This window comes from Enterobacter sp. A8, assembly GCF_004296595.1.
In the GTDB taxonomy this organism is placed as follows: Bacteria; Pseudomonadota; Gammaproteobacteria; order Enterobacterales; family Enterobacteriaceae; genus Enterobacter; species Enterobacter cloacae.
On sequence record NZ_SCMF01000001.1, the window covers coordinates 1,054,055 to 1,075,021 of the forward strand.

The 20,967-nt window shown below is 50.6% G+C and carries 20 protein-coding genes; 6 read left to right on the forward strand and 14 right to left on the reverse strand.

The features are described from left to right. The first annotated feature begins 113 nt into the window (after nt 1-113). Nucleotides 114-338, forward strand: coding sequence for a DUF2594 family protein (locus tag EQV24_RS04975; protein ID WP_013096025.1), 225 nt, complete (start codon nt 114-116; stop codon nt 336-338). 65 nt (nt 339-403) lie between these two features. Here EQV24_RS04975 and sdiA read toward each other — a convergent pair whose 3' ends face one another. The 7 genes from sdiA to EQV24_RS05010 form a co-directional block, all read right to left on the reverse strand. Then, complete coding sequence (gene sdiA / locus EQV24_RS04980) at nt 404-1,126, reverse strand: transcriptional regulator SdiA (protein WP_040019946.1); 723 nt, start codon at nt 1,124-1,126, stop codon at nt 404-406. Nucleotides 1,127-1,347: 221 nt separating this feature from the next. Then, nucleotides 1,348-2,100, reverse strand: a complete 753-nt coding sequence (tcyN, locus tag EQV24_RS04985; RefSeq protein WP_013096023.1) for an L-cystine ABC transporter ATP-binding protein TcyN — start codon at nt 2,098-2,100, stop codon at nt 1,348-1,350. Continuing rightward, nucleotides 2,097-2,765 carry a cystine ABC transporter permease gene (gene tcyL / locus EQV24_RS04990; protein ID WP_013096022.1) on the reverse strand — a complete coding sequence of 223 codons (669 nt, stop codon included), beginning with the start codon at nt 2,763-2,765 and terminating at the stop codon, nt 2,097-2,099. The genes tcyN and tcyL overlap by 4 nt, the downstream gene beginning before the upstream one ends. Before the next feature lie 21 nt (nt 2,766-2,786). Beyond that, a complete protein-coding gene (gene dcyD, locus EQV24_RS04995) occupies nt 2,787-3,773 on the reverse strand; it encodes a D-cysteine desulfhydrase (RefSeq protein ID WP_130626264.1) in 987 nt (328 codons plus the stop codon). A gap of 107 nt (nt 3,774-3,880) precedes the next feature. Next, complete coding sequence (tcyJ, locus tag EQV24_RS05000; RefSeq protein ID WP_048972056.1) at nt 3,881-4,681, reverse strand: cystine ABC transporter substrate-binding protein; 801 nt, start codon at nt 4,679-4,681, stop codon at nt 3,881-3,883. A gap of 86 nt (nt 4,682-4,767) precedes the next feature. Next, the gene (gene fliZ / locus EQV24_RS05005; RefSeq protein WP_013096019.1) at nt 4,768-5,319 is read right to left on the reverse strand and encodes a flagella biosynthesis regulatory protein FliZ; all 552 of its coding nucleotides are present in this window, start codon (nt 5,317-5,319) and stop codon (nt 4,768-4,770) included. Nucleotides 5,320-5,373: 54 nt separating this feature from the next. Further along, the gene (locus EQV24_RS05010; RefSeq protein ID WP_013096018.1) at nt 5,374-6,093 is read right to left on the reverse strand and encodes an RNA polymerase sigma factor FliA; all 720 of its coding nucleotides are present in this window, start codon (nt 6,091-6,093) and stop codon (nt 5,374-5,376) included. 268 nt (nt 6,094-6,361) lie between these two features. Between EQV24_RS05010 and EQV24_RS05015 the strand changes: the two genes are divergently transcribed. Continuing rightward, nucleotides 6,362-7,558 carry a sulfatase-like hydrolase/transferase gene (locus EQV24_RS05015; RefSeq protein ID WP_129327240.1) on the forward strand — a complete coding sequence of 399 codons (1,197 nt, stop codon included), beginning with the start codon at nt 6,362-6,364 and terminating at the stop codon, nt 7,556-7,558. A gap of 33 nt (nt 7,559-7,591) precedes the next feature. Here the strand turns inward: EQV24_RS05015 and EQV24_RS05020 are convergent, their stop codons facing one another. The 7 genes from EQV24_RS05020 to EQV24_RS05050 all read right to left on the reverse strand — a co-directional run bounded on the left by EQV24_RS05020 (nt 7,592) and on the right by EQV24_RS05050 (nt 16,832). Further along, on the reverse strand, nt 7,592-7,984 hold the full coding sequence (locus EQV24_RS05020; RefSeq protein WP_095427590.1) for an adenylyltransferase/cytidyltransferase family protein: 393 nt from the start codon (nt 7,982-7,984) through the stop codon (nt 7,592-7,594). Between the two features lie 13 nt (nt 7,985-7,997). Then, nucleotides 7,998-9,152 (reverse strand): DegT/DnrJ/EryC1/StrS family aminotransferase, encoded by a 1,155-nt coding sequence (locus tag EQV24_RS05025; RefSeq protein WP_130626265.1) that lies wholly within the window; start codon nt 9,150-9,152, stop codon nt 7,998-8,000. A gap of 2 nt (nt 9,153-9,154) precedes the next feature. Then, nucleotides 9,155-12,595, reverse strand: a complete 3,441-nt coding sequence (locus EQV24_RS05030) for a bifunctional class I SAM-dependent methyltransferase/glycosyltransferase (RefSeq protein ID WP_130626266.1) — start codon at nt 12,593-12,595, stop codon at nt 9,155-9,157. A 193-nt stretch (nt 12,596-12,788) separates the two neighbouring features. Next, a complete protein-coding gene (locus EQV24_RS05035) occupies nt 12,789-14,075 on the reverse strand; it encodes an ATP-grasp domain-containing protein (protein WP_057072477.1) in 1,287 nt (428 codons plus the stop codon). Beyond that, the gene (locus tag EQV24_RS05040; RefSeq protein ID WP_057072476.1) at nt 14,063-15,061 is read right to left on the reverse strand and encodes a hypothetical protein; all 999 of its coding nucleotides are present in this window, start codon (nt 15,059-15,061) and stop codon (nt 14,063-14,065) included. Before EQV24_RS05040 ends, EQV24_RS05035 begins: the two co-directional genes overlap by 13 nt. Then, nucleotides 15,058-15,762 (reverse strand): WbqC family protein, encoded by a 705-nt coding sequence (locus EQV24_RS05045; RefSeq protein ID WP_095427587.1) that lies wholly within the window; start codon nt 15,760-15,762, stop codon nt 15,058-15,060. Before EQV24_RS05045 ends, EQV24_RS05040 begins: the two co-directional genes overlap by 4 nt. 197 nt (nt 15,763-15,959) lie before the next feature. Continuing rightward, on the reverse strand, nt 15,960-16,832 hold the full coding sequence (locus EQV24_RS05050) for a flagellin (RefSeq protein WP_014070765.1): 873 nt from the start codon (nt 16,830-16,832) through the stop codon (nt 15,960-15,962). A gap of 336 nt (nt 16,833-17,168) precedes the next feature. Here EQV24_RS05050 and fliD point away from each other — a divergent pair, with 336 nt between their 5' ends. From fliD to amyA, 4 genes are all read left to right on the forward strand, one after another. Further along, complete coding sequence (fliD, locus tag EQV24_RS05055; RefSeq protein ID WP_057072474.1) at nt 17,169-18,605, forward strand: flagellar filament capping protein FliD; 1,437 nt, start codon at nt 17,169-17,171, stop codon at nt 18,603-18,605. Nucleotides 18,606-18,614: 9 nt separating this feature from the next. Then, a complete protein-coding gene (fliS, locus tag EQV24_RS05060; RefSeq protein WP_057072473.1) occupies nt 18,615-19,025 on the forward strand; it encodes a flagellar export chaperone FliS in 411 nt (136 codons plus the stop codon). Continuing rightward, the gene (gene fliT / locus EQV24_RS05065; protein WP_057072472.1) at nt 19,025-19,387 is read left to right on the forward strand and encodes a flagella biosynthesis regulatory protein FliT; all 363 of its coding nucleotides are present in this window, start codon (nt 19,025-19,027) and stop codon (nt 19,385-19,387) included. The genes fliS and fliT overlap by 1 nt, the downstream gene beginning before the upstream one ends. A gap of 66 nt (nt 19,388-19,453) precedes the next feature. Next, a complete protein-coding gene (gene amyA / locus EQV24_RS05070) occupies nt 19,454-20,941 on the forward strand; it encodes an alpha-amylase (RefSeq protein WP_020687606.1) in 1,488 nt (495 codons plus the stop codon). The last annotated feature ends 26 nt before the right edge of the window (nt 20,942-20,967 follow it).

The following is a 20,967-nucleotide window of genomic DNA, read 5'->3' on the forward strand; positions in this document are numbered from 1 at the left end:
TGCGGAAAAGTATGAAAAACAACCGCTGCATTTTTTGGAACAGCTTGTGGTATACTCCGCCGCCTTGACTTGCATCATCGCGCGCGAGCGCTGTTTTATAACGAGGAAAATAAATGAGCACACCTGAATTTGCAACTGCGGAGAATAGCCAGGAACTGGCCCAGGAAGTCAACTGCCTGAAAGCCCTGCTGACGCTGATGTTACAGGCAATGGGTCAGGCTGACGCCGGACGTGTGATCATTAAAATGGAAAAGCAAATCGCGCAGATGGAAAACCAGGCTGAGTCAGCGGTATTTGCCAATACCGTTAAGCAAATTAAACAAGCCTACCGTCAGTAAAAAAAACGGCTGAATGTGTTGCATTCAGCCGTTATCTCGTCTGGCACGCAGAACGTTCTCTCTGCTCAGATTAACCCTGTCGCCGCCGCGTAACACGCAATCTGCGTCTTGTTTGGCGCGTTGAATTTCTTCTGCATATTCTTCTGATGGAAGTTAACGGTATTCTCCGAGATAGAGAGAATGATCGCTATTTCCGCTGATGTCTTCCCTTCCGCAGTCCATTTCAGAATTTCCCGCTCACGTTTGCTGAATTTCATTTCGGGTGGCATCACCATCTCATCTTCAAAACGCAGCAGGCTGGTTAACGCCATTTGCAGCAGCATCTGCAACCGCAGCTCTAATTCTTCGCTGGTGACCGCGCCCGCCTGAACGCTGGTACACGAAACGGACAGGAAACCGAGCGCGTGATTTGGCAGCATCAGGCACTGTGTTATTCCCTTACGCAAGCCATGGTCGCGTGCGCCATTCCATAATGCCTCAGCGTCCGCGAATAATTCATCCGTCCAGGGTAAATGGCCCTGAATGAAATTCTCCGGTTTGAGCACCGGATCAATGGCGAAATAATTCTCTGACTGATATTGCGCCATCCACTGTTGTGGATACGTGGCGTGCACAGATATCCTGGGGCGCGTAAATGGCACAGGATGGCGCACACAGAGTGCGTAATAATCAAATTCGAGCGCCTGAGTTTGTCGCTGTAGTTCCTGATATACCTCACTGGCACAGGTCAGTGCCTGAAACCGGAGGAAGCAATCCCGTCGCCAGGTGAAAAAGTCTGAATCCTTCATACTTACTAAATGAAGCCTCTGAAATGATATTCATTATTAAGGTGAATATAACCTAACACATAAAACTTATTTCTAACCACAAAATATCGGCAATAGCACAATTAACTTTAGTTTTGATAAGGTTTATCTGAACTGAGCGGAATAAAAAAACATGGCAGACGAAACCGCGAGAGAATAATTTGCTCCAGAAGAAAAATCTGGAGCAAATGCGTGCAAAAATGCTACTGCATAAGGAATTTTTCAAGGAATTGACGGGTTCGCGGCTGCTGCGGGTTGGCAAATAAACTTTTTGCCGGCCCCTGCTCCACAATCCGTCCTTGATCCATGAAAATAGCCCGGTCGGCGACGTCACGGGCAAAGCTCATTTCGTGAGTCACAATGACCATGGTGCGTTTCTCCTGTGCCAGCTGACGAATGGTGTTAAGCACCTCGCCCACCAGCTCAGGATCGAGCGCAGAAGTGGGTTCGTCAAAGAGGATCACATCCGGGCGCATTGCCAGCGCGCGGGCTATCGCCACACGCTGCTGTTGCCCGCCCGAAAGACGACGCGGGTAGCTGGTCTCTTTCCCTGCCAGCCCCACTTTGGCGAGCAGTTCCCGCGCGCGTGCCGTGGCTTCCTCTTTTGGTTCACCTTTCACAATCACCGGTCCTTCAATAATGTTCTCCAGCACCGTCCGGTGAGGGAACAGATTGAAGCTCTGGAAAACAAACCCCACGTGCTGGCGCAGCTGGCGGATCAGGCCTTTTTGCTGGCTGATGGATTTACCGGTATCAATGGTGATCTCCCCAACCCGAATGGTGCCTCCCTCCGGCTGTTCAAGCAGGTTAATGCTGCGCAGCAGCGTGGTTTTTCCTGAGCCGCTCGGGCCGATAATCGCCACCACTTCCCCCTGCTCCACCTCCAGATCGATCCCGTGGAGCACCGTTTGCCCGTGGAATTTCTTCACCAGGTTTTTAACGTCGATAGCACTCATTTTGGATCACGCTCCTGGCGGTTAAGCTGGTTTTCAAAATAGTTTTGCAGGGCAGACAGCACCGTTGCCATCACCCAGTAGATCAGCGAGGCAGCAAGATACATGGTAAACACTTCAAGCGTGCGCGAGGTGATAAGCTGCGCCTGACGGAACAGCTCCGGCACCTGAATCGTCGCCGCCAGCGAGGTGTCTTTCACCAGGCTGATAAAGCTGTTGCTGAGCGGCGGCAACGCCACCCGCGCCGCCTGCGGCAGAATGGCCCGGCGCAAGGTTTGCCACGGTGTCATACCGATACTGGCCGCGGCTTCCCACTGCCCTTTATCAATCGACGAAATTGCCGCACGCAGGGTTTCCGAGGTATACGCCGCCGTATTAAGCGACAGCCCAATCATCGCTGCCGGGATCGGGTCCAGTTCAATCCCGAACTGTGGTAAACCGTAGTAGATCATAAAGAGCTGCGCGATAAGCGGCGTGCCGCGAAACACAGAGATATAAAAACGAGCCAGCCAGCGCACCGGCCAGACGGGCGACATACGCATTAAGGCCAGCACAAACCCGAGTACCAGGCCGAAGAACATGCCACCAATACTGAGCTGTAAGGTGAACACCGCGCCTTTCAGCAGGAACGGCAGCGAATCGATAACCAGTTGAATACTTTCTTGCATTATTATTTTTCGACCTGATTTTTAGACATGAGGATGATAGGCAAACAGCGCGGGCGCGCCGCCGGTGTGCACAAATAAAATCGGCCCTTCATCCTTAAAGCGTTTCTGCGCAATGCCATCAATAAGCCCGGCCATCGCTTTGCCCGTATAGACCGGATCCAGCAGTATGCCTTCAAGGCGCGCCAGCAGTTTAACCGCTTCCATTCCCTCTTCGTTCGGTGTGCCGTAACCCGGCGCAAAATAGTCGTCCCAGAGCAGAATATCGGCCTTTGCCTTCAATTCCAGCTGCTCTGCCACCGCCTGCTGCAAGCTCACCACTTTGGGTTTCTGATCCGCAACGCTGCGCGATACCGTCACACCAATCAGCTCAATGTCCGGCAGCAGGTGCTCCAGCCCGACGGACAGCCCCGCGTGCGTGCCCGCACTGCCAGAGGCAACCACCACTGACGAGAGGCTCACCGCCCCTTCGCACTGCTGAGCAATCTCCAGCGCGCTTTCCACATACCCCAGCGCACCCAGCGCATTCGAGCCGCCCACCGGAATGACATACGGACGAAAGCCCTGTGCTTCAAGGCGTGTGGCCAGCTCATCGAGTTGTGCGGTCGGGTCGGTCAACGCATCGACCATTTCAACCTGCACGTTAAAGAGATCTAGCAGCAAACGGTTACCGTTGGTGAGGTAGTTCTCTGCCCGTGTACCGATTGGGTTTTCCAGCAACGCCACGCAGTGCAGCCCAAGTTTTGCCGCCACCGCCGCCGTCTGGCGAACGTGGTTGGACTGAATCGCCCCTGCGGTGACGAGCGTATCCGCCCCTTCACGCAGCGCGTCAGCCGCCAGAAACTCCAGTTTGCGCAGCTTATTGCCCCCCATCGCCATTGGCGTCACGTCATCACGCTTAATAAAAATATCGCGTCCTAAAAAGTCAGAAAATCGCGGCAGATACTCCAGCGGCGTCGGCGCGCCGATAAACTCCAGGCGGGGAAAGCGCGTTAAATTCTGTAGTGACATGGGTTCTCCGGTAACTCAGACAAAATGTAATATTTTTCATTATGCACGCAGACGCGTAAGAAATAAAAAAGGCGCTTTTAAAAGCGCCTTTTTTTAACGTCAAAGACTTATTTGGTGACGTCTGCCCCAAACCACTTCTCAGAAAGCGCTTTCAGGCTGCCGTCTTTTTGCATATCCGCAATGGCGGAGTCGATCGCCTTGACCAGGTCTTCGTTACCTTTACGGACAGCAACCCCGGATTCCTGACGAGAGAACGCATCACCGGCGACCGCCAGGGTGTTGTTGGTTTTCTTCACCAGATCCAGCGCCGCCAGACGGTCAACCAGGATGGCATCGATACGGCCAACGCGGAGATCCTGGTATTTTGTCGGGTCATCATCATAGGTGCGGATATCCACACCCTGAACGTTCTGGCGCAGCCACTCTTCGTAGTTGGTTCCCAGACCGACACCGACTTTTTTACCTTTCAGATCCGCGGCCGTTTTGATTGAGCCTTCGTTGCCTTTCTTCACCAGCGCCTGGATACCGGACACGGTGTACGGCGTGGAGAAGTCATACTTCTTCTTACGCTCGTCAGAAATGGTCACCTGGTTAATCACCACATCAATACGTTTGGAATCCAGCGACGCCAGCATACCGTCCCATTTGGTCGGTTTCAGGGACGCTTTCACCCCAAGGTGTTTCGCCAGTTCTTCTGCAAATTCCACTTCGAAACCGGTCAGTTTACCATCATCACCCTGGAAGCTGAACGGAGGATAGGTTCCTTCCAGCCCGACCAACAGCGTACCGCGCTCTTTCACTTTGTTAAGCAGGTTCTCTGCGGCGAAGGTGTTCACGCTCATTCCCGCGACCAGCGCAACGGCCATAACGCCCATCAGCGCCTGACGACCCAGAAGTGCTAATTTCATAAGTACCCCGATATAGTGGAATTTTTGTGTAGTGTAGAGAAATCGCCTGCAAGGTCAAAGGCGACTGCGCTACATCTTATTCTTTTTTAATATATATCAGAAGTTGTCCCGGCGTGGGCTTTCTGCTTTACCGCCGCCGGCATTTGGACCTTATATTGTGCGTACTTGCGCAGCGCAATACGGTAGTTATTGGTACTGGTCGCAGGCAGCCACGGCTCCAGGTTTTCATCCAGATAGCCGGTCTTGAGCAGATCGCGGGAAATGTTATTCACGGTGAGATGCTGTCCCAGGCGACGCAGGCGAACCACGTATTCGCGAACGGTCCCGTGACTCATCTCGGTCTGTTCAAACAGGAACTGTTTGAAACCGATAATATCGAAGAAGTCGCTTTGCTCTTTGCAGTGGAGATCGCCACAGAAACGGCAAAGCGCCACCCACTCTTTCTGCTCTTCGAGCCACGCGGCTTCGTCCATCAACGTGTCGAGACGAGAAATCGCAATTTTATTGACGATTTCGCCACGACGAACCAGCGTGATACGATCGAGTAACTTGTTACAGTGGGCGCAATGCGTCTGGCTGTGTTTAAAGTCTTTCAGGTAGCGGCTTAAAGGCCGTCTTTTAGATTGCTGCACCGTCATGATAACTCCTGGTTGTCAATACGTTGTGCGGCATTTTTCAGGTGAATCAATCACCTATAACTTACCCAGCTTGGTTCGTAAGCGTTTGATGGCCTGGCTGTGCAGCTGGCTTACCCGCGACTCCCCCACTTCCAGAACAGCGCCAATCTCTTTGAGATTAAGCTCTTCCTGATAATAGAGGGTTAACACCAGCTGTTCGCGCTCTGGCAAAGCTTCAATGGCTTCCATCACGCGCTGGCGTAAATTACCTTCCATTAAATGGTGTAGCGGGTTTTCTTGCTGATGCTCATCCGTCACCAGCTCGATGCTATCGCCATGCTCTTCGCGCCACTCGTCATAAGAGAAGAGTTGGCTATTATTGGTATCGAGCAACATCTGACGATACTCTTCAACAGGAATACCAAGCCGTTCCGCCACTTCCGTTTCCGTCGCGTTGCGTCCCAGTTCCTGTTCCAGCTGCCCCATCGCATGCGCCACTTCGCGCGCGTTGCGGCGAACACTGCGCGGCACCCAGTCCCGGCTGCGCAGCTCGTCCAGCATCGCACCACGAATACGCTGAACTGCGTAAGTGGTAAATGCCGTTCCTTGCAGAGCGTCGTATCGGTCAACTGCATTCAATAACCCGATACCGCCCGCCTGTAGCAGATCGTCCAGTTCCACGCTCGCCGGCAAACGCACCTGGAGGCGCAATGCTTCGTGACGCACCAGCGGGACATAACGCTGCCACAGCGAGTGTTTATCCATTACACCTTCAGCGGTATAGAGTGAATTCACGATAAACAGCCCTGCGTTAGTTGAGTTATCGGCATGATTATCCGATTCTGCAGGGGTTTTAATTGGATGAATAGTGGGTGAAATGAGGGGTTATTTAACCTGTTGTGGTCTGAACATCATTTCATACTGTATTTGGGAGCAACGGATCTTTTGATTGCTTATGCTCACTCTACTTTATTCACCGCTAAATCAAGGCAGCGTCATCGATATGACGCCTCTACGGCATCCCCTTTTGTCAATCGTATCGTAGCCAGGCCAAGGAATATCCATGAAAAAGAATGTTGTATTCATTCATCTTGAAAGCCTCAATCAGGCAATTTACAGCCACCGGCAGTGGTTTCCCTGCCTCAATAGCCTTGTTCCTCATTCATTACGACTGAATAATTTCATCTCATCGGCGACGTCTTCTTTCATGGCGGTAAGTGACTTGCTGCATGGCGATGATGATGTTCTCGAGCACAATGTGAATTTTGAAGTGGGATTGACGCCAAACCGTAAAGCACCCGCCATGTTTGACCAGCTTCGCCAGGCAGGATATCGCACCTCAGGATTAGGTTATCCCATCAACTGGGCTAACTTCGATGAGATCTGGAGTGAAAGCGATAAATTTAAATGGTTCTCTACAGCTAATGAAATGGTGCATAACGCGGAAAGTATCATTTCAGATCGCTCACAACCTTTCGCGCTCTATATCTGGAACCTCAGCAGCCATCTCTGCTATCAGGATAGCTATAAGTCCGCCGGTGAGAACAGTTTTGTTCGCTGGCAGCGCGGATACGAGAGTATGGATAGCACCGTAGGCGATATCCTGCGTTTGCTGATGAATTACAAACAGATGGAAAACACCGTTCTGGTAATTTTTGGCGATCACGGTGACGATTTCTGGAATCACGGTTTAAATGGTGGCTTTGCCCATGCCATCGAGCCTTATACATCGTTAGTTCATACGCCAGCCTTCATTTATAATAGCCACCATAAAGCCCGTGATATTAATCATCTTGTGAGCATGATTGATCTGCAGAAAACGGTGTTCGACATGCTGGATCTTCCTGTCATGCCGGAAAAAACGCCGACAACATGGTCCGCCCTCTCTGGTGAACGCAAGTACTGCTATAGCCGCAACCTTTTTGCCGCACAGTCGGGTGATACACCTCACACCCCGCTCCGTAAGGGCTATTCCATCACCTCTGAGCTTTTTCATCTGCTGTATGTTAATGGCGAGTATAAAATGTATGCCTGGCAAGCCGATAGCGCTAACCAGTTCAATCTGCTCGATTATATGAAAAACGTGAAGGGGAAAATGACGATCGACTATGAGCGACTAGGCATTGGTCGCTCTGCCGGAGCCCACCCGCATATTCAGAACTTTTTATCTCCCGGCTGCGAGGAGATTATCATGACGGCGTACGAAGAGATGTCGAAACTGCTACAGGATTATATTGCCAGGAAAGACAGCCTGCTCTGAATGTATAAAACCCATCATAATGATGGGTTTTTTCTAACGGCCCCGGGCAATTTCGATAATTTCTGTTGTCGATATTGACGGGGTACGAGGAAGATAAACCACGTCGCACCAGGGCTTTACCCAGTCAAATCGCCCTTCCCAGTCATTCCCCATGACCAGTAAGTCTGCATTTTTTTCCTGGATATAGCGGGCTTTATCCTCAAGAGACTCCTCAATGAAGACTTCATCAACGCAACGCATTGAACTGATTATTTTTATCCTGTCATCCTGAGAATAAAGCGGATAGCGCTGCTTTTTTTTATAACTCAGATTGTCAGAGGAGATCCCTACAATAAGATACTCCCCCAACTGCGCGGCACGCTCAAGAATATTAATATGTCCTATATGAAAAACATCGTACGTACCAAAGGTGATAACTCGCTTCATCTATTTTACCTTCTCAAGCGGTTTTACAGAGCGGAGAATCGATTGAAAACTGATGTCTTTCAATCTGCGCACGAATTAACCCAACAATTCTTTCAACCTCATCAAGCGCTAAGGTTGGAAAAACAGGCAGACACAGTACGCTCGCGGAAATACTTTCAGCGACCGGCATCATGCCCGGTTGCGCACTAGGCAATCCCCTGTACATTGGAAACTCAGAAATTAACGGATAGAAGTAGCGCCGGGTGAAAATACCGTGTAGCTTCAAATTTTCATAAAGTTCATCACGCGTGCACATCGACGATGGTTCAACAAAAACAGGCGCATAAGCATAGTTCCACTCAATTTCAGTGGGCTTTTCAAGAAGGGTGATCCCCTGAATATCTGCGATGTTCTCACGATAATAATCATAGATAATTTTCCGTTTCTCTAAAGCCTCATCAATATGCTGAAGCTGTAGCATTCCAAAGGCTGCCTGAACTTCATTCATTTTGCCGTTGATACCCGTAGCAACAACCGTGGTTTCATTTGCAAAACCAAAGTTTTTAAGATCATCAATGCGCTTTTTCATCTTCGCGTCTTGACAGATAATTGCCCCGCCTTCAATGGTATTGAATACTTTGGTCGCATGGAAACTCAGCACCGAGAGATCCCCATGATTGAGGATACTTTCTCCCTGCTCTTTGACGCCAAAAGCATGTGCCGCATCGTAAATCACGCGTAAGTCATACATATCTGCTATGCGTTGGATCTCCTGTACATTGCAAGGAATACCATAGCAATGGACTGGCAAAATCGCCGTCGTCTCTGGGGTGATCGCCGCTTCGATTTTTTTAGGATCCATATTGCAGGTTACGGGATCAATATCAACAAAGACCGGCGTCAGCGAATTCCACAAGATCGTATGCGCCGTTGCCACAAATGAATAAGGTGTCGTGATGACTTCACCTTTTATTCTTAATGCTTGAAGCGCCGTAAGCAGCGCCAGCGTACCGTTCGAGAACAACGATAAATGCTTCACCCCAAGATATTCCCCCAACGCCTTTTCCAGCTGCTGATGAAAAGGCCCCGAGTTAGTGAGCTGTTTGCTTTGCCAGATTTGTTCAAGATACGGAATGAACTCTTCTAAAGGCGGCAACAACGGACTAGTGACAAAAAGATTCTCACGCATGGTTAATTCTCTTCAGCGTTATGGTCGTCGCCGTCTACGACAAAACTTTTTGGCCTATGACCTGAGCAGTAATTTTCCCAGACGGTGCGGAGGGTTGCCTCGAAGGTACGGGCAGGCTCAGTAACCTGATTTCTTTTTTTCTCGAAACGCTCTCGCATGGTCAGTCGGATCGTGTTGAGTTCTTCCCGTTTCTCAGTCCATGCCAGAGCCTGTTCAAAATAAGCGTCTTCATCTGCGGCCAGGAACTGTTCTAGCTGGTATGCCTTGATAATTTCATTGCCCTGGCGGCCCGCCATCGTTTTATCGTTGAGGGTGATCATCGGCACGCCCATCCATACGGCGTTGTTGCTGGTCGTGCCGCCGTCATAAGGGAAGGTATCAAGCATCAGGTCGATTTCGTGATGCATGCGCATATATTCGTCGAAGTGTGTCTTCATGCGGAAATTCAGCTGGTCTGGCCTTGCCCCATGTGCCTCCAATTTGGTCCGTAAGGTCTGAATAACATCATCAGAAGGCATATAGCCAATCAACAGGCGCGTTTGTGGTGCAGTGGCGAGCAGTCGGCCCCACACTTCAATGACTTTGTCGCTAATCTTCTTTGGTCTGTTCAAGCTACCAAAGGTAAAGACTCCTGATGACAGTGCGGGCAGAGGGTTGATGTCCGGCGAATTTGCCGGCGGCTCGTACTGTACTGGCATCGACATAAAGATCAGCTTTTCTGAAAATTGATCGTCCAGTTCCCCCGGCGTGGCCATACCGGTCCCGCAGATATGGTAATCCATCTCCTTCAGTCCGGAGGTGCATGGATAGCCAATCCACCCGATTGACACGGGGGCGGGTTTCAGTGCGAAGGTTGGCAGCCGGTTATATCCGGTATGCCCAGACAGGTCGAGCAGAATATCAATGTCATCACCATTAATGATACGTGCAAGCTCCACTGAACTCTCGGAGAAGACGTTGCGCCACTTGGACGCCGTTTTCGCAAAGGTTTCGCTAACCTCGTCATAAATTGGCGAGGTGTTGTAGACGTAGAGTTCGTAGAGATCGCGGTTAATATTGACCCAATAGGGTTTCAGGAACCAGGTCACCGGATGGCGACACAGATCGCCCGAAACAAAACCAATGCGCAGACGGCGTTCAGGGTTTTTATCCGCAGACCATGTAAACGCCGTTTTTTGCCCTTTCGCCCATTTTTCAACCTGCCGACCGTACACCCGATGCTGTTCGTACAGTTCAGCCGGGGAGCATTCACCGCTATGGGAGAGCTCAAAATTGAGGCGGCTGTAAAGGTTCATATCTGAAGGGGACAGTTGGATGGCTTTGCGCAGCATCGCAATGGCTTCATTCATGCGCAGTTTTTCTGAAATGAGCGCCGAATAATTTGAGAGCACGCCGCTGTTCTCAGGCATGATCTTCAACGCTTTTTCAAAACAGACTTCTGCTTTATCTACTATTTGAAACTCTGCATACATATGTGCCAGGGAGTTCCAGGCAAGACCGTTATTCAGATTCGCACGCAATATGGCTCTGACCACCCTGCCCGTGAGCCAGCCTTTCTCAAGATTCCAGAGCGCAATTGAAAGCTCAAAATAGATATCCCAGTTAATCGAAGTAATGTTAAGGGTGCGGCAGATCGCCCGGACTGCGGCAGCATATTCCATCGTACGGCTGTAGACGCGGGACAGTTCCAACCACGCGTTAGGATTATTTTCTGATTTTTGCGTTAACTCGCGGGCCAGTTCACGGGCTTTAGCAAACTCTTCTCGCGCAATAAGGGCATGCATACGATCAATCAATTTTTGATCAACCGGCTGGGTATCTTTCTTATCTACCGTTTTGTTCACGGTATCTGAGAGCGCATCCTCAAAGCCACCAGCATGCGGCGGCGAAGAGAAAAGGATGAGCGGCAATAAGCTGTCGGCAAGTTCGTGCGGATATACCTGCGTAATTAATCGCTGGAAATGTGCCCGCCAGCAGGCCGGGCTTCCGGTCATGATCCCTTTACGGCGCAGCTCATCAATGCGTTTAACGTCAGCATGGAGAAAGTCACCTTTCTCCAAGATCGAGACTTCCTGCGCCGTCAGTTCAACGGGCTCTCCCCACAGGTTGAACCCCGCTTTGATCTGGTGGAAAGCGCGGCCAAAAATGGATTCAAGGTGGGTGGAACGTTTAGTGTTATACACTGAGGTGACGCGCTGGAAGTGAAGCCCAACGGTATCCTGCATAAACAAGGCCCCCAACGAAAGGAGCACTTTATTCTCATGCTCCAGGAGATCGTCCTCAGGAGAATGAGTATGGAAAACGATTTGATCGAAGCTGAGGCTAAGCGGCCAGGCATTACCTACCACATCCAGTACTGAGAGCGTGACCACATCATCCGTTGCCACAAAATGGCCCGACTCGGAACGTAGGCGGTTCTTAACGTGTCCCTCACCGTCAACCACGCGACGGAAACTGCCGGCCCAGTGAAGATCGCGCAAACGCGTCAAATCAGGAGAGGCTGAACGCGCCTGATTCTCGGTATCCCCGCTCAAAAGGCTAAAGCGCGAGCGGCGGTTAACCGAAAAATCAAGGTATTGCTGCTGTAAAAGGTGTTCCTGGCCCGGGCAGATGGCTTCTGAAAGCGCGGCAACATTTTCGCCATAATGCTGGGGACACTCTTTCCAGGGGAACAAATCTCCCAAATACTGCAGACCCGATTGTTCAACTGAATGGTGGAAGTCTACAAAATAGGTCGCATTTTCCATTCCATGCAGATAGCGCAGCGCAAAGATATCATCCTCCATCGCCTCAGCTTCTTTAATCAGCTCGGCTAAGGCTTCGCGGGCAGGATGGTTGCACATTCCAAGCGAGAGCCAGGTTAATGCGGCCCTAGCGCTTTCAATCTGCATCTCTTCATTGCTCGCATCACGCGTATGCAGGGCAATCGCATCCCTGACGAACTGAGCGAGGCCGGTGCCCGGCTGCGTCAGCCATTCTGCTGCGATAATTCCCTTTAAGCTGAGATGCTGGCGGCAAAAGGCAAACAATGCCTTTCTGGACTCCGCATCGAGAAGAGAGAAGACGTTATGGATGATGATGTAATCAAACGTCTGGTCGATTCCACCTAAAATCGTCGCCAGATCGGCGCAGAAAAGCTGGATATTGTCGATGCCCGCCAGCCTCATCTGGAACTGGCCCGCCTCGATTTTGTTCGGGGACAAATCAATACCAATAATCCTTGCCTGGGGATAGGAGAGCGCAAAAGGTAACAGGTGGGAGGCATCACCGCACCCCAGATCGAGCACGCGCGCCGAATGAGGATCTTCCCCCTCGGCACCGTAAAGCCAGGCGCTGGCCTGAATTCTATTTACGCAGAGATAGGGAGCCACCGAATCAGACTTAAGGAGCTCGGATGAGACGGAGGCGAGACTAAAACTTTGCGGTAAATCTAATGAGAACACAGCGCTATCCTTTAGGATCTTGAAGTTATTTTCCTCATCCTAGCAGCGCGCTGTAGTAACCATTGGTAGAGTAAACGCCATTTATTGAGTTAATTCTTTCTATCGGATAACGTTGAATTTACCGGACGTGCCCCTGTGACAGCAGCGTAAATTTTGCCAGGCACCGGCGTCACGTTTCACCATCAGTATCACCTTATCGCAGGTAAAACTCGACGGCATCGACATCAAGCACCAGGACATCTTCAAACCGGGCAACGTCGACCCTTTCCGGGAAATAATTATCGATAAACATCGCCGGGCCCGTGATGCGTGAAGATTTATGCTCACCTTCACGAAGATGAATAATTTCATCAAACAGCAAAGGCGAAATGGCCGCCTTGTTTAAGGTTTCAAGCGGCTCACAGGCATGGCGAGTGATGAGATAAATGCGTTTTCCGCTTGCCCGGCTCTGGTATAAAAAGGCAAGCACCACCGGGTTAGGCCAATCGTTAACGATCAGGGTATCGTCGAGATCAACATAAACGCGACCGTATTCAAGCGTCGGCACGGCCCGCGTCTTTATTGAACGTTCAATCTCTGCAACATGAGGGGTTGGAAGCGGAGTGACGTCTCGGCCCATATAGTCATGCAGCGCCATCAAGGGTAGGTTAACCCCCTTCGCCCGCTGAGCAACCATCGTTCCGGCGATGCGGCAAGAAATTTCCAGCAATTTCCACTGCCCTGTACGCGATTGTTTTATCTGGAAAAACCAAGGGCCGCGCAAGGCCAGCCGGGCGTTTATACTCTCTGCAATAGTCGCGATTTCTTTCTCCAGCGGTACAAACCGGGAACGCATTGCAATCCCGGCCCTGACGCGCTCGCGCGTTCGGGGCCCGGTCCAGATTATCCTGCCCTGACGATCGGTAAAGCAATCTACCGTCAGTTCATTACCGGGAAGATATTCAACGACAACGGGCTCTTCAACGGTACGAAGCAGGTGTTCAAGCTCGCCACGATCATGAGCCAGGCCGACGCTGTTACCTCCCTGCCCGCAGTCAGGCTTCACAATGACCGGCCAGCAGTCGGGTACGACTCCCTGAGGATAAACATGCGCAAGCCAATCGGCACCTGCGAAATGTGCGTAGGTTGCACTTTTTCTGCGTGCAATATGCGTGGTGGTTTTATCCCCGTTCACCAGATAGCACGCGGCCGGGAGCACCAGACTGGCGAGTTTTTCACAAACGGAATCATGTGTGGCAAAAATGACGTCAACCTGGTGCTGTTCGAGCAGTGCGGCAAAGTAGGTATCAAACTCCGGCGCAGAGATATAGGGAACGTCCCCAATGTAGTCGGCAAAATGGAGGCGGCCATGATCCTCGCAACTCGAGGCGCCAATGAGCCGATTAACATGCAGAGAATAGCGAAGCGATTGTGCAATTTCCCCCGCATTCTCCGATCCGCAGGGAAAGACCAGTACGTTGAGTTTTTTCATTGCTTGCATGCCTGCTTCCTCTCCTCTTCCACAACCGTTCTGACGCGCTCGCAAAGCTGGCGAATATCTCTTTCGCTATAACGCTGATCGCAAGGTAACGGCACTACGTTATTCACAAAGCGAGCCTCTACGCTGTCAGGTTCAACACGTTGCAGCACCTCGCGCCAGTACGTTGCCACAAAGACATTTTTATTGATAAGCGCCTGGTGTAATTGTCGTCCCGGCATTAAGAAGGGATAACAAAAGGGTCCCTCTACGCTAAGAGGGGCGAATCGCCACCCATTCAGATCGCTTAGCAGGGAGTGCATCAGGGCATAATTTCTTTCCCTCTGCACTTTAACCTGAAGGTAATCAACGCTATGAAGCATTCTCTCAGTTAGCGCGGACATTGAGCAGGGAACATGTTCATCTAACGTCTCTTCGGCCTGCATGAAGGCAGCGTATCCCGCGGAGGTGCCCTGCTCATGTTGTAAAAGCAGATGCAAGCACCGCAGGTATGACGTGTTATCGCTATTGTGCGGTGCGGGAAGATGGTAGCAGGTATCCAGTATCCCACCATCGGGGACACCAAAGAATTTGCGTGGAGAGTAGAGATTGCCCAGGGCGCGTTCTCGCCGTGAATAAAACGCCTGAGAATGATCGAACAGCGTGCGTTCAGGTGGAATGAACGCGGCCAGCCGCGCCTCCTGCTCGTCACATTGCCCGAAGTAATTCACGTACAGGAAGATGTCCTGCTGATTGAACGATCCGCAATCTTCAGGAAGAAAATGCTCATCCAGGGAATACCAGCGGATATCAGTATCCGATGCCGCCACTGCATCAACAACACTGTTGCAGATAAGCCGTGGCAGCCACAGAATCGCTGGTTTAATGATGCAAAGAAGATGGGACAAGGCATTTCTTGCTGAGCGATAGCGCAAGGCGTCGGGATAGTACATTTCATCGTTAGCGTATAATTCTAACGGAAGATAACCGCCAAAGGTTTGATTTTTCATTCTACAACTGGTGTTGAACAGGAATACGTCTCCAGCGCGCGTCTAACTTGCTCAGGCTCACAGTGCATTAACACATCGATAATAGACAAATTCGGCACAAAGGTGTCTATCCCTTGATAATACGGCATATTCCGCCCCTCCAGAAAACGTAGTGCTATCCCGCGCTGTGCGAAGTGGTTTGCATTGTATAAATGCCGCCCGCCAAGATTATTGACATACACGCTGGCACCCAGATCGTGGCACATGCCAATGACTTTATTCTCTGCACTCTCATGCCGGTCATAGGAAAGGGTAGAAGAGCGCAAAATCGTTAGGTTAAGCCCAAGATAATCAAAAATAGACTCAATCGCTAATTGGCAGCAAAACGTAATATCGCGATTGGGCTGTAATAAGACCTTTTCGACCAGGGGCATAACCGATGAGAAATAAGGCGCTTTGCAATAGCTCTGAGCGATCGTTTTTACGATTTTTGTCATTTGATCGCTAAACGTCAGTTCGCCGATCCGTTTAAAAGAGGAGGCACCAGGCACCTGCAGGGTAAATTGGTGTACTTGCCCATTACAGAGCAGGCTATTACGGTTGATGTACCCCTGCTTGATATAATTCGCGTCGTCGTAGAGCACAAAAATATCTGACTGCGATATAAGTTGAAAATAACCTATCCACGGAAAGATATAGGGCTGCATGATGGATACTTTCACGGAGGTACTCCTGCTAATAGCGCTACGTTCCCAAGATCCACACGGTGTGTTTCCTGGAAATGAGGTTATCGTAGCAAATCGGGATGATGTTGAATGGCGGAAGAAAATAAGGAATCGCTTTCTATTCGGAAGATAGAAGCGCATGAAAAAAACTACCGCCATAAAGGCGGTAGTCTGTATATCGGAGAGTAAACCGATTAACGCAGCAGAGACAGAACGGTCTGTGGAACCTGGTTTGCCTGAGACAGTACAGAAGTACCAGCCTGCTGTAGGATCTGCGCGCGAGACATGTTGGATACTTCAGTTGCATAGTCAGCATCCTGGATACGAGACTGTGCGGCGGTCAGGTTGGTGACCGTGTTGTTCAGGTTAGAAATGGTAGATTCGAAACGGTTCTGAATCGCACCCAGGTCTGAACGCTGAGTATCAACAGCTTTCAGTGCATCATCGATAGCTGACAGTACGTTGGTTGCCAGAACGTCGAAGCCTTTTGTGGTAACGCTACGGCTTTCGCCCGTTGCCAGACCAGTAGTAACACCGGTAGTACCTGTTGCGTTGTATTTGTTCCAGCCGCTGTTGCCAGTGATGCTGATAGAAATTTTCTCATCATCGTTAGCACCGACCTGGATTTTGATGGTGGTGTCAGAGTTAGAAGAAGCAAGGATTTTGATGCCGTTGAACTGGCTCTGGCTTGCAACACGGTTGATCTCGTCCAGACGCTGGTTAACTTCAGACTGGATGGAGTCGATATCGGAACCGGAGTTAGTACCGTTTTGAGCCTGTACGGACAGTTCACGGATACGCTGCAAGTTATTGTTGATTTCGTTCAGAGAACCTTCAGCAGTCTGAGCGATAGAGATACCGTCGTTTGCGTTACGCGCAGCCTGAGTCAGACCTTTGATGTTAGAGGTGAAGCGGTTAGAAATCGCCTGACCAGCAGCATCGTCTTTTGCGCTGTTGATACGCAGACCGGAGGACAAACGCTCGATCGCAGTGCCCAGAGAAGACTGAGATTTGTTCAGGTTGTTCTGAGTAGTCAGGGACAACAGGTTAGTATTGATAACTGCCATAATTTACTTTCCTTCAAAAATTGGGTTTAGGTTCGGTGCCTAACACTCACGGCGTCTCTCACCGTCAAAAAGGGTATCGACCCAACTTCAAGGGACTTTAGAATTAATCGATTAAAAACTTTCATGCCATTGATTTTATTATGTTTAAATTTACTCAAGTGTGACTAAGGTATTTGTCAGCTGGCCATTTCGGTTATTTTTCAACCAGACAATCAGCTTATTTACCGCTAACTGGTCGCCCTTTTCTATCGATTATTTTTTCACTGCGTGTGTAAACTTTTCCTCATTGATGCCGATACAGAGTCAAGTTAAATCAAAGACGCAAGGAATTCTGACATGGCTACTGTTGATTTGAGTAATTTGGGTGTGGGTTCTGGTTTGCCGCTGGCCACGCTCTATAACAACCTTGAAACGGCTGAAAATACTAAGCTTACGGCGATTACCAAGCAGAAAACGACCTATTCCGCTCAGTTAAGTGCTTACGGTAAGTTGCAAAGCGCCCTGACTAGCCTGCAAACGGCAACGACCGCGTTAGGTAAAGCTTCAACCTGGAATGCAACTTCCGTTACCAGTTCTAATACTGCGTTTTCTGCTACAACCTCTACCGATGCCACGATAGGATCGTATACGGTTAACGTGGACCAAATTGCTAAAGCTCAGGTATTGATGTCCGGTAATATCGACAGCAGCACTAAACAGCTGGGCGGGACGACCAGTAATGGCACGCGTACTTTAACCATCACGCAGCCAGGCACGAAAGAGCCGCTTAAAATTAAGCTGTCAGACTCGCAAACCTCCCTGACAAGTATCGCCAGTGAGATTAATAAAGCGGGCGGCAACGTCTCGGCTACCGTCATGAAAGCGGATGACGGTGAATATCGTCTGTTCCTGACCTCCAAATCAACGGGAACGGATGGGGATATGACGGTCACAGTTGATGGCGATGATACGCTCCAGCAGCTGATTGGTCATGACAATACCTCAAGCGCAATGAGCGTACAGACGTCATCACAAAATGCCCGCGTCTCCATTAATGGCATTATGATTGAGCGTTCTGTCAATAAAATTGACGATGCATTAACGGGCGTCACGCTTACGCTGAAAGCCAAAAGCTCAGCCGATGAATCGCTGGACGTTACGCGCTCAACAGACGCAACAACGAAAGCAGTTAACGACTGGGTAACGGCCTACAACGCGCTACAGTCGACCATTGCCAGCGTCACGAAATATGTGTCTGTTGATGCTGGCGCAGACAGTCAGTCAACCTCTAACGGTGCGCTGATAGGTGACGGTACCGTTCGCAGCGTGCAGGCACAGCTGCGCAGCCATCTGACGCAGGTACAGTCGGGTTCTTATGCCATTATGGCGCAGTTCGGGATCACTCAGGATCCTAAAGTGGGCTCAGATGGTTCAACCGGCAACCTGAAAGTTGACACTGACAAACTGAACGCCGCATTGACAAAAAATCCGGAAGCCGTTCAGGCCTATTTCATCGGTGATGGTAAAACAACCGGTCTGGCAACCACAATGGGTACCTCTCTCACCAACATGCTGAACACATCAGCCGGTAGCGAAGGGGTGATCCAGAGTGCGCAGGACGGTATCAATGCCACAATTAAAACCCTGGACAAACGCTATACCGCAATGGAAGCCAGTATCGAAGCCACTATGGCTCGCTACAAAGCGCAATTCACTGCGCTGGACAGCCTGGTAACCAAGATGAACAGTACTTCAACGTACCTGGCGTCGCAGTTTAGTAAGTCCAGCAGTTAAGGATTTAATATGTATAGCCAAAGTGGTGCACTTTCATATCAGAAAGTGGGCGTGGAAAGCGCGGTAATGAGTGCGAGCCCTCATCAACTGATTGTCATGCTTTTTGACGGGGCGTTAAGCGCCCTGGTCAGAGCGAGACTGTTCCTGGAGCAAGGGGACATGGTATCTAAAGGCGAGGCGCTGTCAAAAGCGATCGGCATTATTGATAGCGGTCTTAAAGCAGGACTGGATATGAATGCAGAAGGAGACCTTTCCAAAAATCTGGCATCGCTCTATGACTATATGGTGCGCCGCTTGTTACTGGCTAACATGCATAACGACGTGGAAACCATTATTGAAGTTGAGGGACTGCTGAATAATATCGCTGATGCGTGGAAACAAATTGGCGAAACGGCTTCTACCCATCAGGATATGCGTTGATGACAAATTTCATCCCATCACTGACTGACTGGCATGCGTTACATGCTCTCAGCGTTTCCATGCTAAACCTCGCCCATTCAGGCAAATGGGATGAATTGATTGAACAAGAAGTGAATTATGTGCAGCTTGTCGAACACATTGCACAAAATCCTATTAGTCCGAACAACACGCTACAGAGCGAGCAGGCCAAAGATTTACTGAAGCGCGTACTCGCCAACGAAGCGGAATTAAAAGGATTGCTGCAGGTACGGATGGAAGTGTTGCGCGACCTTATCAATACTACCGGTAAACAGCACTCGGTCACCACCGCGTACGGCAGCATGTCCGGCAAAGTGCTCTTCCCAGACAATCTCAACCAATAGCCCCCACTCAGTCTTTTTTTAATCCATACTCCAGAAGTCAGCCAAACGGCTTCTGGAGCACGGACGATGAAAAACCCCACCCTGTTACAATGCTTTCACTGGTATTACCCTGCAGGCGGTGAATTGTGGCGAGAGGTCACGGCATTAGCCCCCAATCTTAACGAAATCGGCATCAATATGATCTGGCTGCCGCCAGCCTATAAAGGCGCATCGGGCGGTTACTCGGTCGGGTATGACTCTTACGATCTGTTTGATCTCGGCGAGTTTGACCAGAAAGGCAGTGTTGCCACCAAATACGGTGATAAAGCCCAGCTTCTGGAAGCCATTGATGCGCTCAAAAGTAATAACATCGCGGTGCTGCTGGACGTGGTGGTTAACCACAAAATGGGCGCCGATGAGAAAGAGCACGTTCGCGTTCAGCGTGTGAACGAACAGGACCGCACGCAAATCGATGATGAGATCATCGAGTGCGAAGCCTGGACCCGCTACACCTTCCCTGCCCGCGCCGGACAGTATTCGCAGTTCGTCTGGGATTACAAATGCTTTAGCGGCATCGACCACATCGAAAACCCCGATGAGGATGGCATCTTCAAAATCGTCAATGACTACACCGGCGAAGGTTGGAACGATCAGGTCGATGACGAAATGGGTAATTTCGACTATCTGATGGGCGAAAATATCGATTTCCGTAACCATGCCGTGACGGAGGAGATCAAGTACTGGGCGCGCTGGGTCATGGAACAAACCGGCTGCGACGGATTCCGCCTGGATGCGGTCAAACATATCCCCGCCTGGTTCTATAAGGAGTGGATTGAACACGTTCAGGAAGTGGCGACGCAGCCGCTGTTTATCGTCGCGGAATACTGGTCGCACGAGGTGGATAAGCTGCAGGCGTATATTAATCAGGTCGAGGGTAAAACGATGCTGTTTGATGCCCCCCTGCAGATGAAATTCCACGAGGCCTCACGCCAGGGGCGGGACTACGACATGAGCCAGATTTTCACCGGCACGCTGGTGGAGGCCGATCCGTTCCATGCGGTGACGCTGGTTGCCAACCATGACACCCAGCCGTTGCAGGCGCTTGAAGCCCCGGTGGAAGCCTGGTTTAAACCGCTGGCGTATGCGCTGATCCTGCTGCGGGAAAATGGCGTGCCGAGCGTGTTTTATCCCGATCTCTTTGGCGCCAGCTATGACGATACCGGGGGAGACGGTGAAACTTACCACATTGATATGCCGGTGATTGAGCAACTGCACGAGCTGATCCTCGCCCGTCAGCGCTTTGCCCACGGCGTGCAGACGCTGTTTTTTGACCACCCTAACTGCATCGCATTCAGCCGCAGTGGGACGGAAGAGGATCCCGGTTGCGTGGTGGTGATGTCCAACGGTGATGATGGCGAGAAAGTGATCTGCCTTGGGGAAAACTACGGGAACAAAACCTGGCGTGATTTTCTCGGCAATCGTGAAGAAACGGTCACCACCGCAGCGGATGGCGAAGGGACATTTACCTGCAAAGGCGGAAGCGTGAGCGTGTGGGTAATTGAGGATGCATTGTAGTATTTGAAGAGTGCGGCCAGATGCCC

Coding starts and splice junctions, on each gene's coding strand:
- EQV24_RS05040 (WP_057072476.1), bottom strand. CDS start 15,061: ATGAAAAATCAAACCTTTGGCGGTTATCTTCCGTTAGAATTATACGCT.
- amyA (WP_020687606.1), top strand. CDS start 19,454: ATGAAAAACCCCACCCTGTTACAATGCTTTCACTGGTATTACCCTGCA.
- EQV24_RS05025 (WP_130626265.1), bottom strand. CDS start 9,152: ATGCGTGAGAATCTTTTTGTCACTAGTCCGTTGTTGCCGCCTTTAGAA.
- tcyN (WP_013096023.1), bottom strand. CDS start 2,100: ATGAGTGCTATCGACGTTAAAAACCTGGTGAAGAAATTCCACGGGCAA.
- fliT (WP_057072472.1), top strand. CDS start 19,025: ATGACAAATTTCATCCCATCACTGACTGACTGGCATGCGTTACATGCT.
- EQV24_RS05035 (WP_057072477.1), bottom strand. CDS start 14,075: ATGCAAGCAATGAAAAAACTCAACGTACTGGTCTTTCCCTGCGGATCG.
- sdiA (WP_040019946.1), bottom strand. CDS start 1,126: ATGAAGGATTCAGACTTTTTCACCTGGCGACGGGATTGCTTCCTCCGG.
- EQV24_RS05020 (WP_095427590.1), bottom strand. CDS start 7,984: ATGAAGCGAGTTATCACCTTTGGTACGTACGATGTTTTTCATATAGGA.
- fliD (WP_057072474.1), top strand. CDS start 17,169: ATGGCTACTGTTGATTTGAGTAATTTGGGTGTGGGTTCTGGTTTGCCG.
- fliS (WP_057072473.1), top strand. CDS start 18,615: ATGTATAGCCAAAGTGGTGCACTTTCATATCAGAAAGTGGGCGTGGAA.
- tcyL (WP_013096022.1), bottom strand. CDS start 2,765: ATGCAAGAAAGTATTCAACTGGTTATCGATTCGCTGCCGTTCCTGCTG.
- tcyJ (WP_048972056.1), bottom strand. CDS start 4,681: ATGAAATTAGCACTTCTGGGTCGTCAGGCGCTGATGGGCGTTATGGCC.
- dcyD (WP_130626264.1), bottom strand. CDS start 3,773: ATGTCACTACAGAATTTAACGCGCTTTCCCCGCCTGGAGTTTATCGGC.
- EQV24_RS05050 (WP_014070765.1), bottom strand. CDS start 16,832: ATGGCAGTTATCAATACTAACCTGTTGTCCCTGACTACTCAGAACAAC.
- fliZ (WP_013096019.1), bottom strand. CDS start 5,319: ATGACGGTGCAGCAATCTAAAAGACGGCCTTTAAGCCGCTACCTGAAA.
- EQV24_RS05015 (WP_129327240.1), top strand. CDS start 6,362: ATGAAAAAGAATGTTGTATTCATTCATCTTGAAAGCCTCAATCAGGCA.
- EQV24_RS04975 (WP_013096025.1), top strand. CDS start 114: ATGAGCACACCTGAATTTGCAACTGCGGAGAATAGCCAGGAACTGGCC.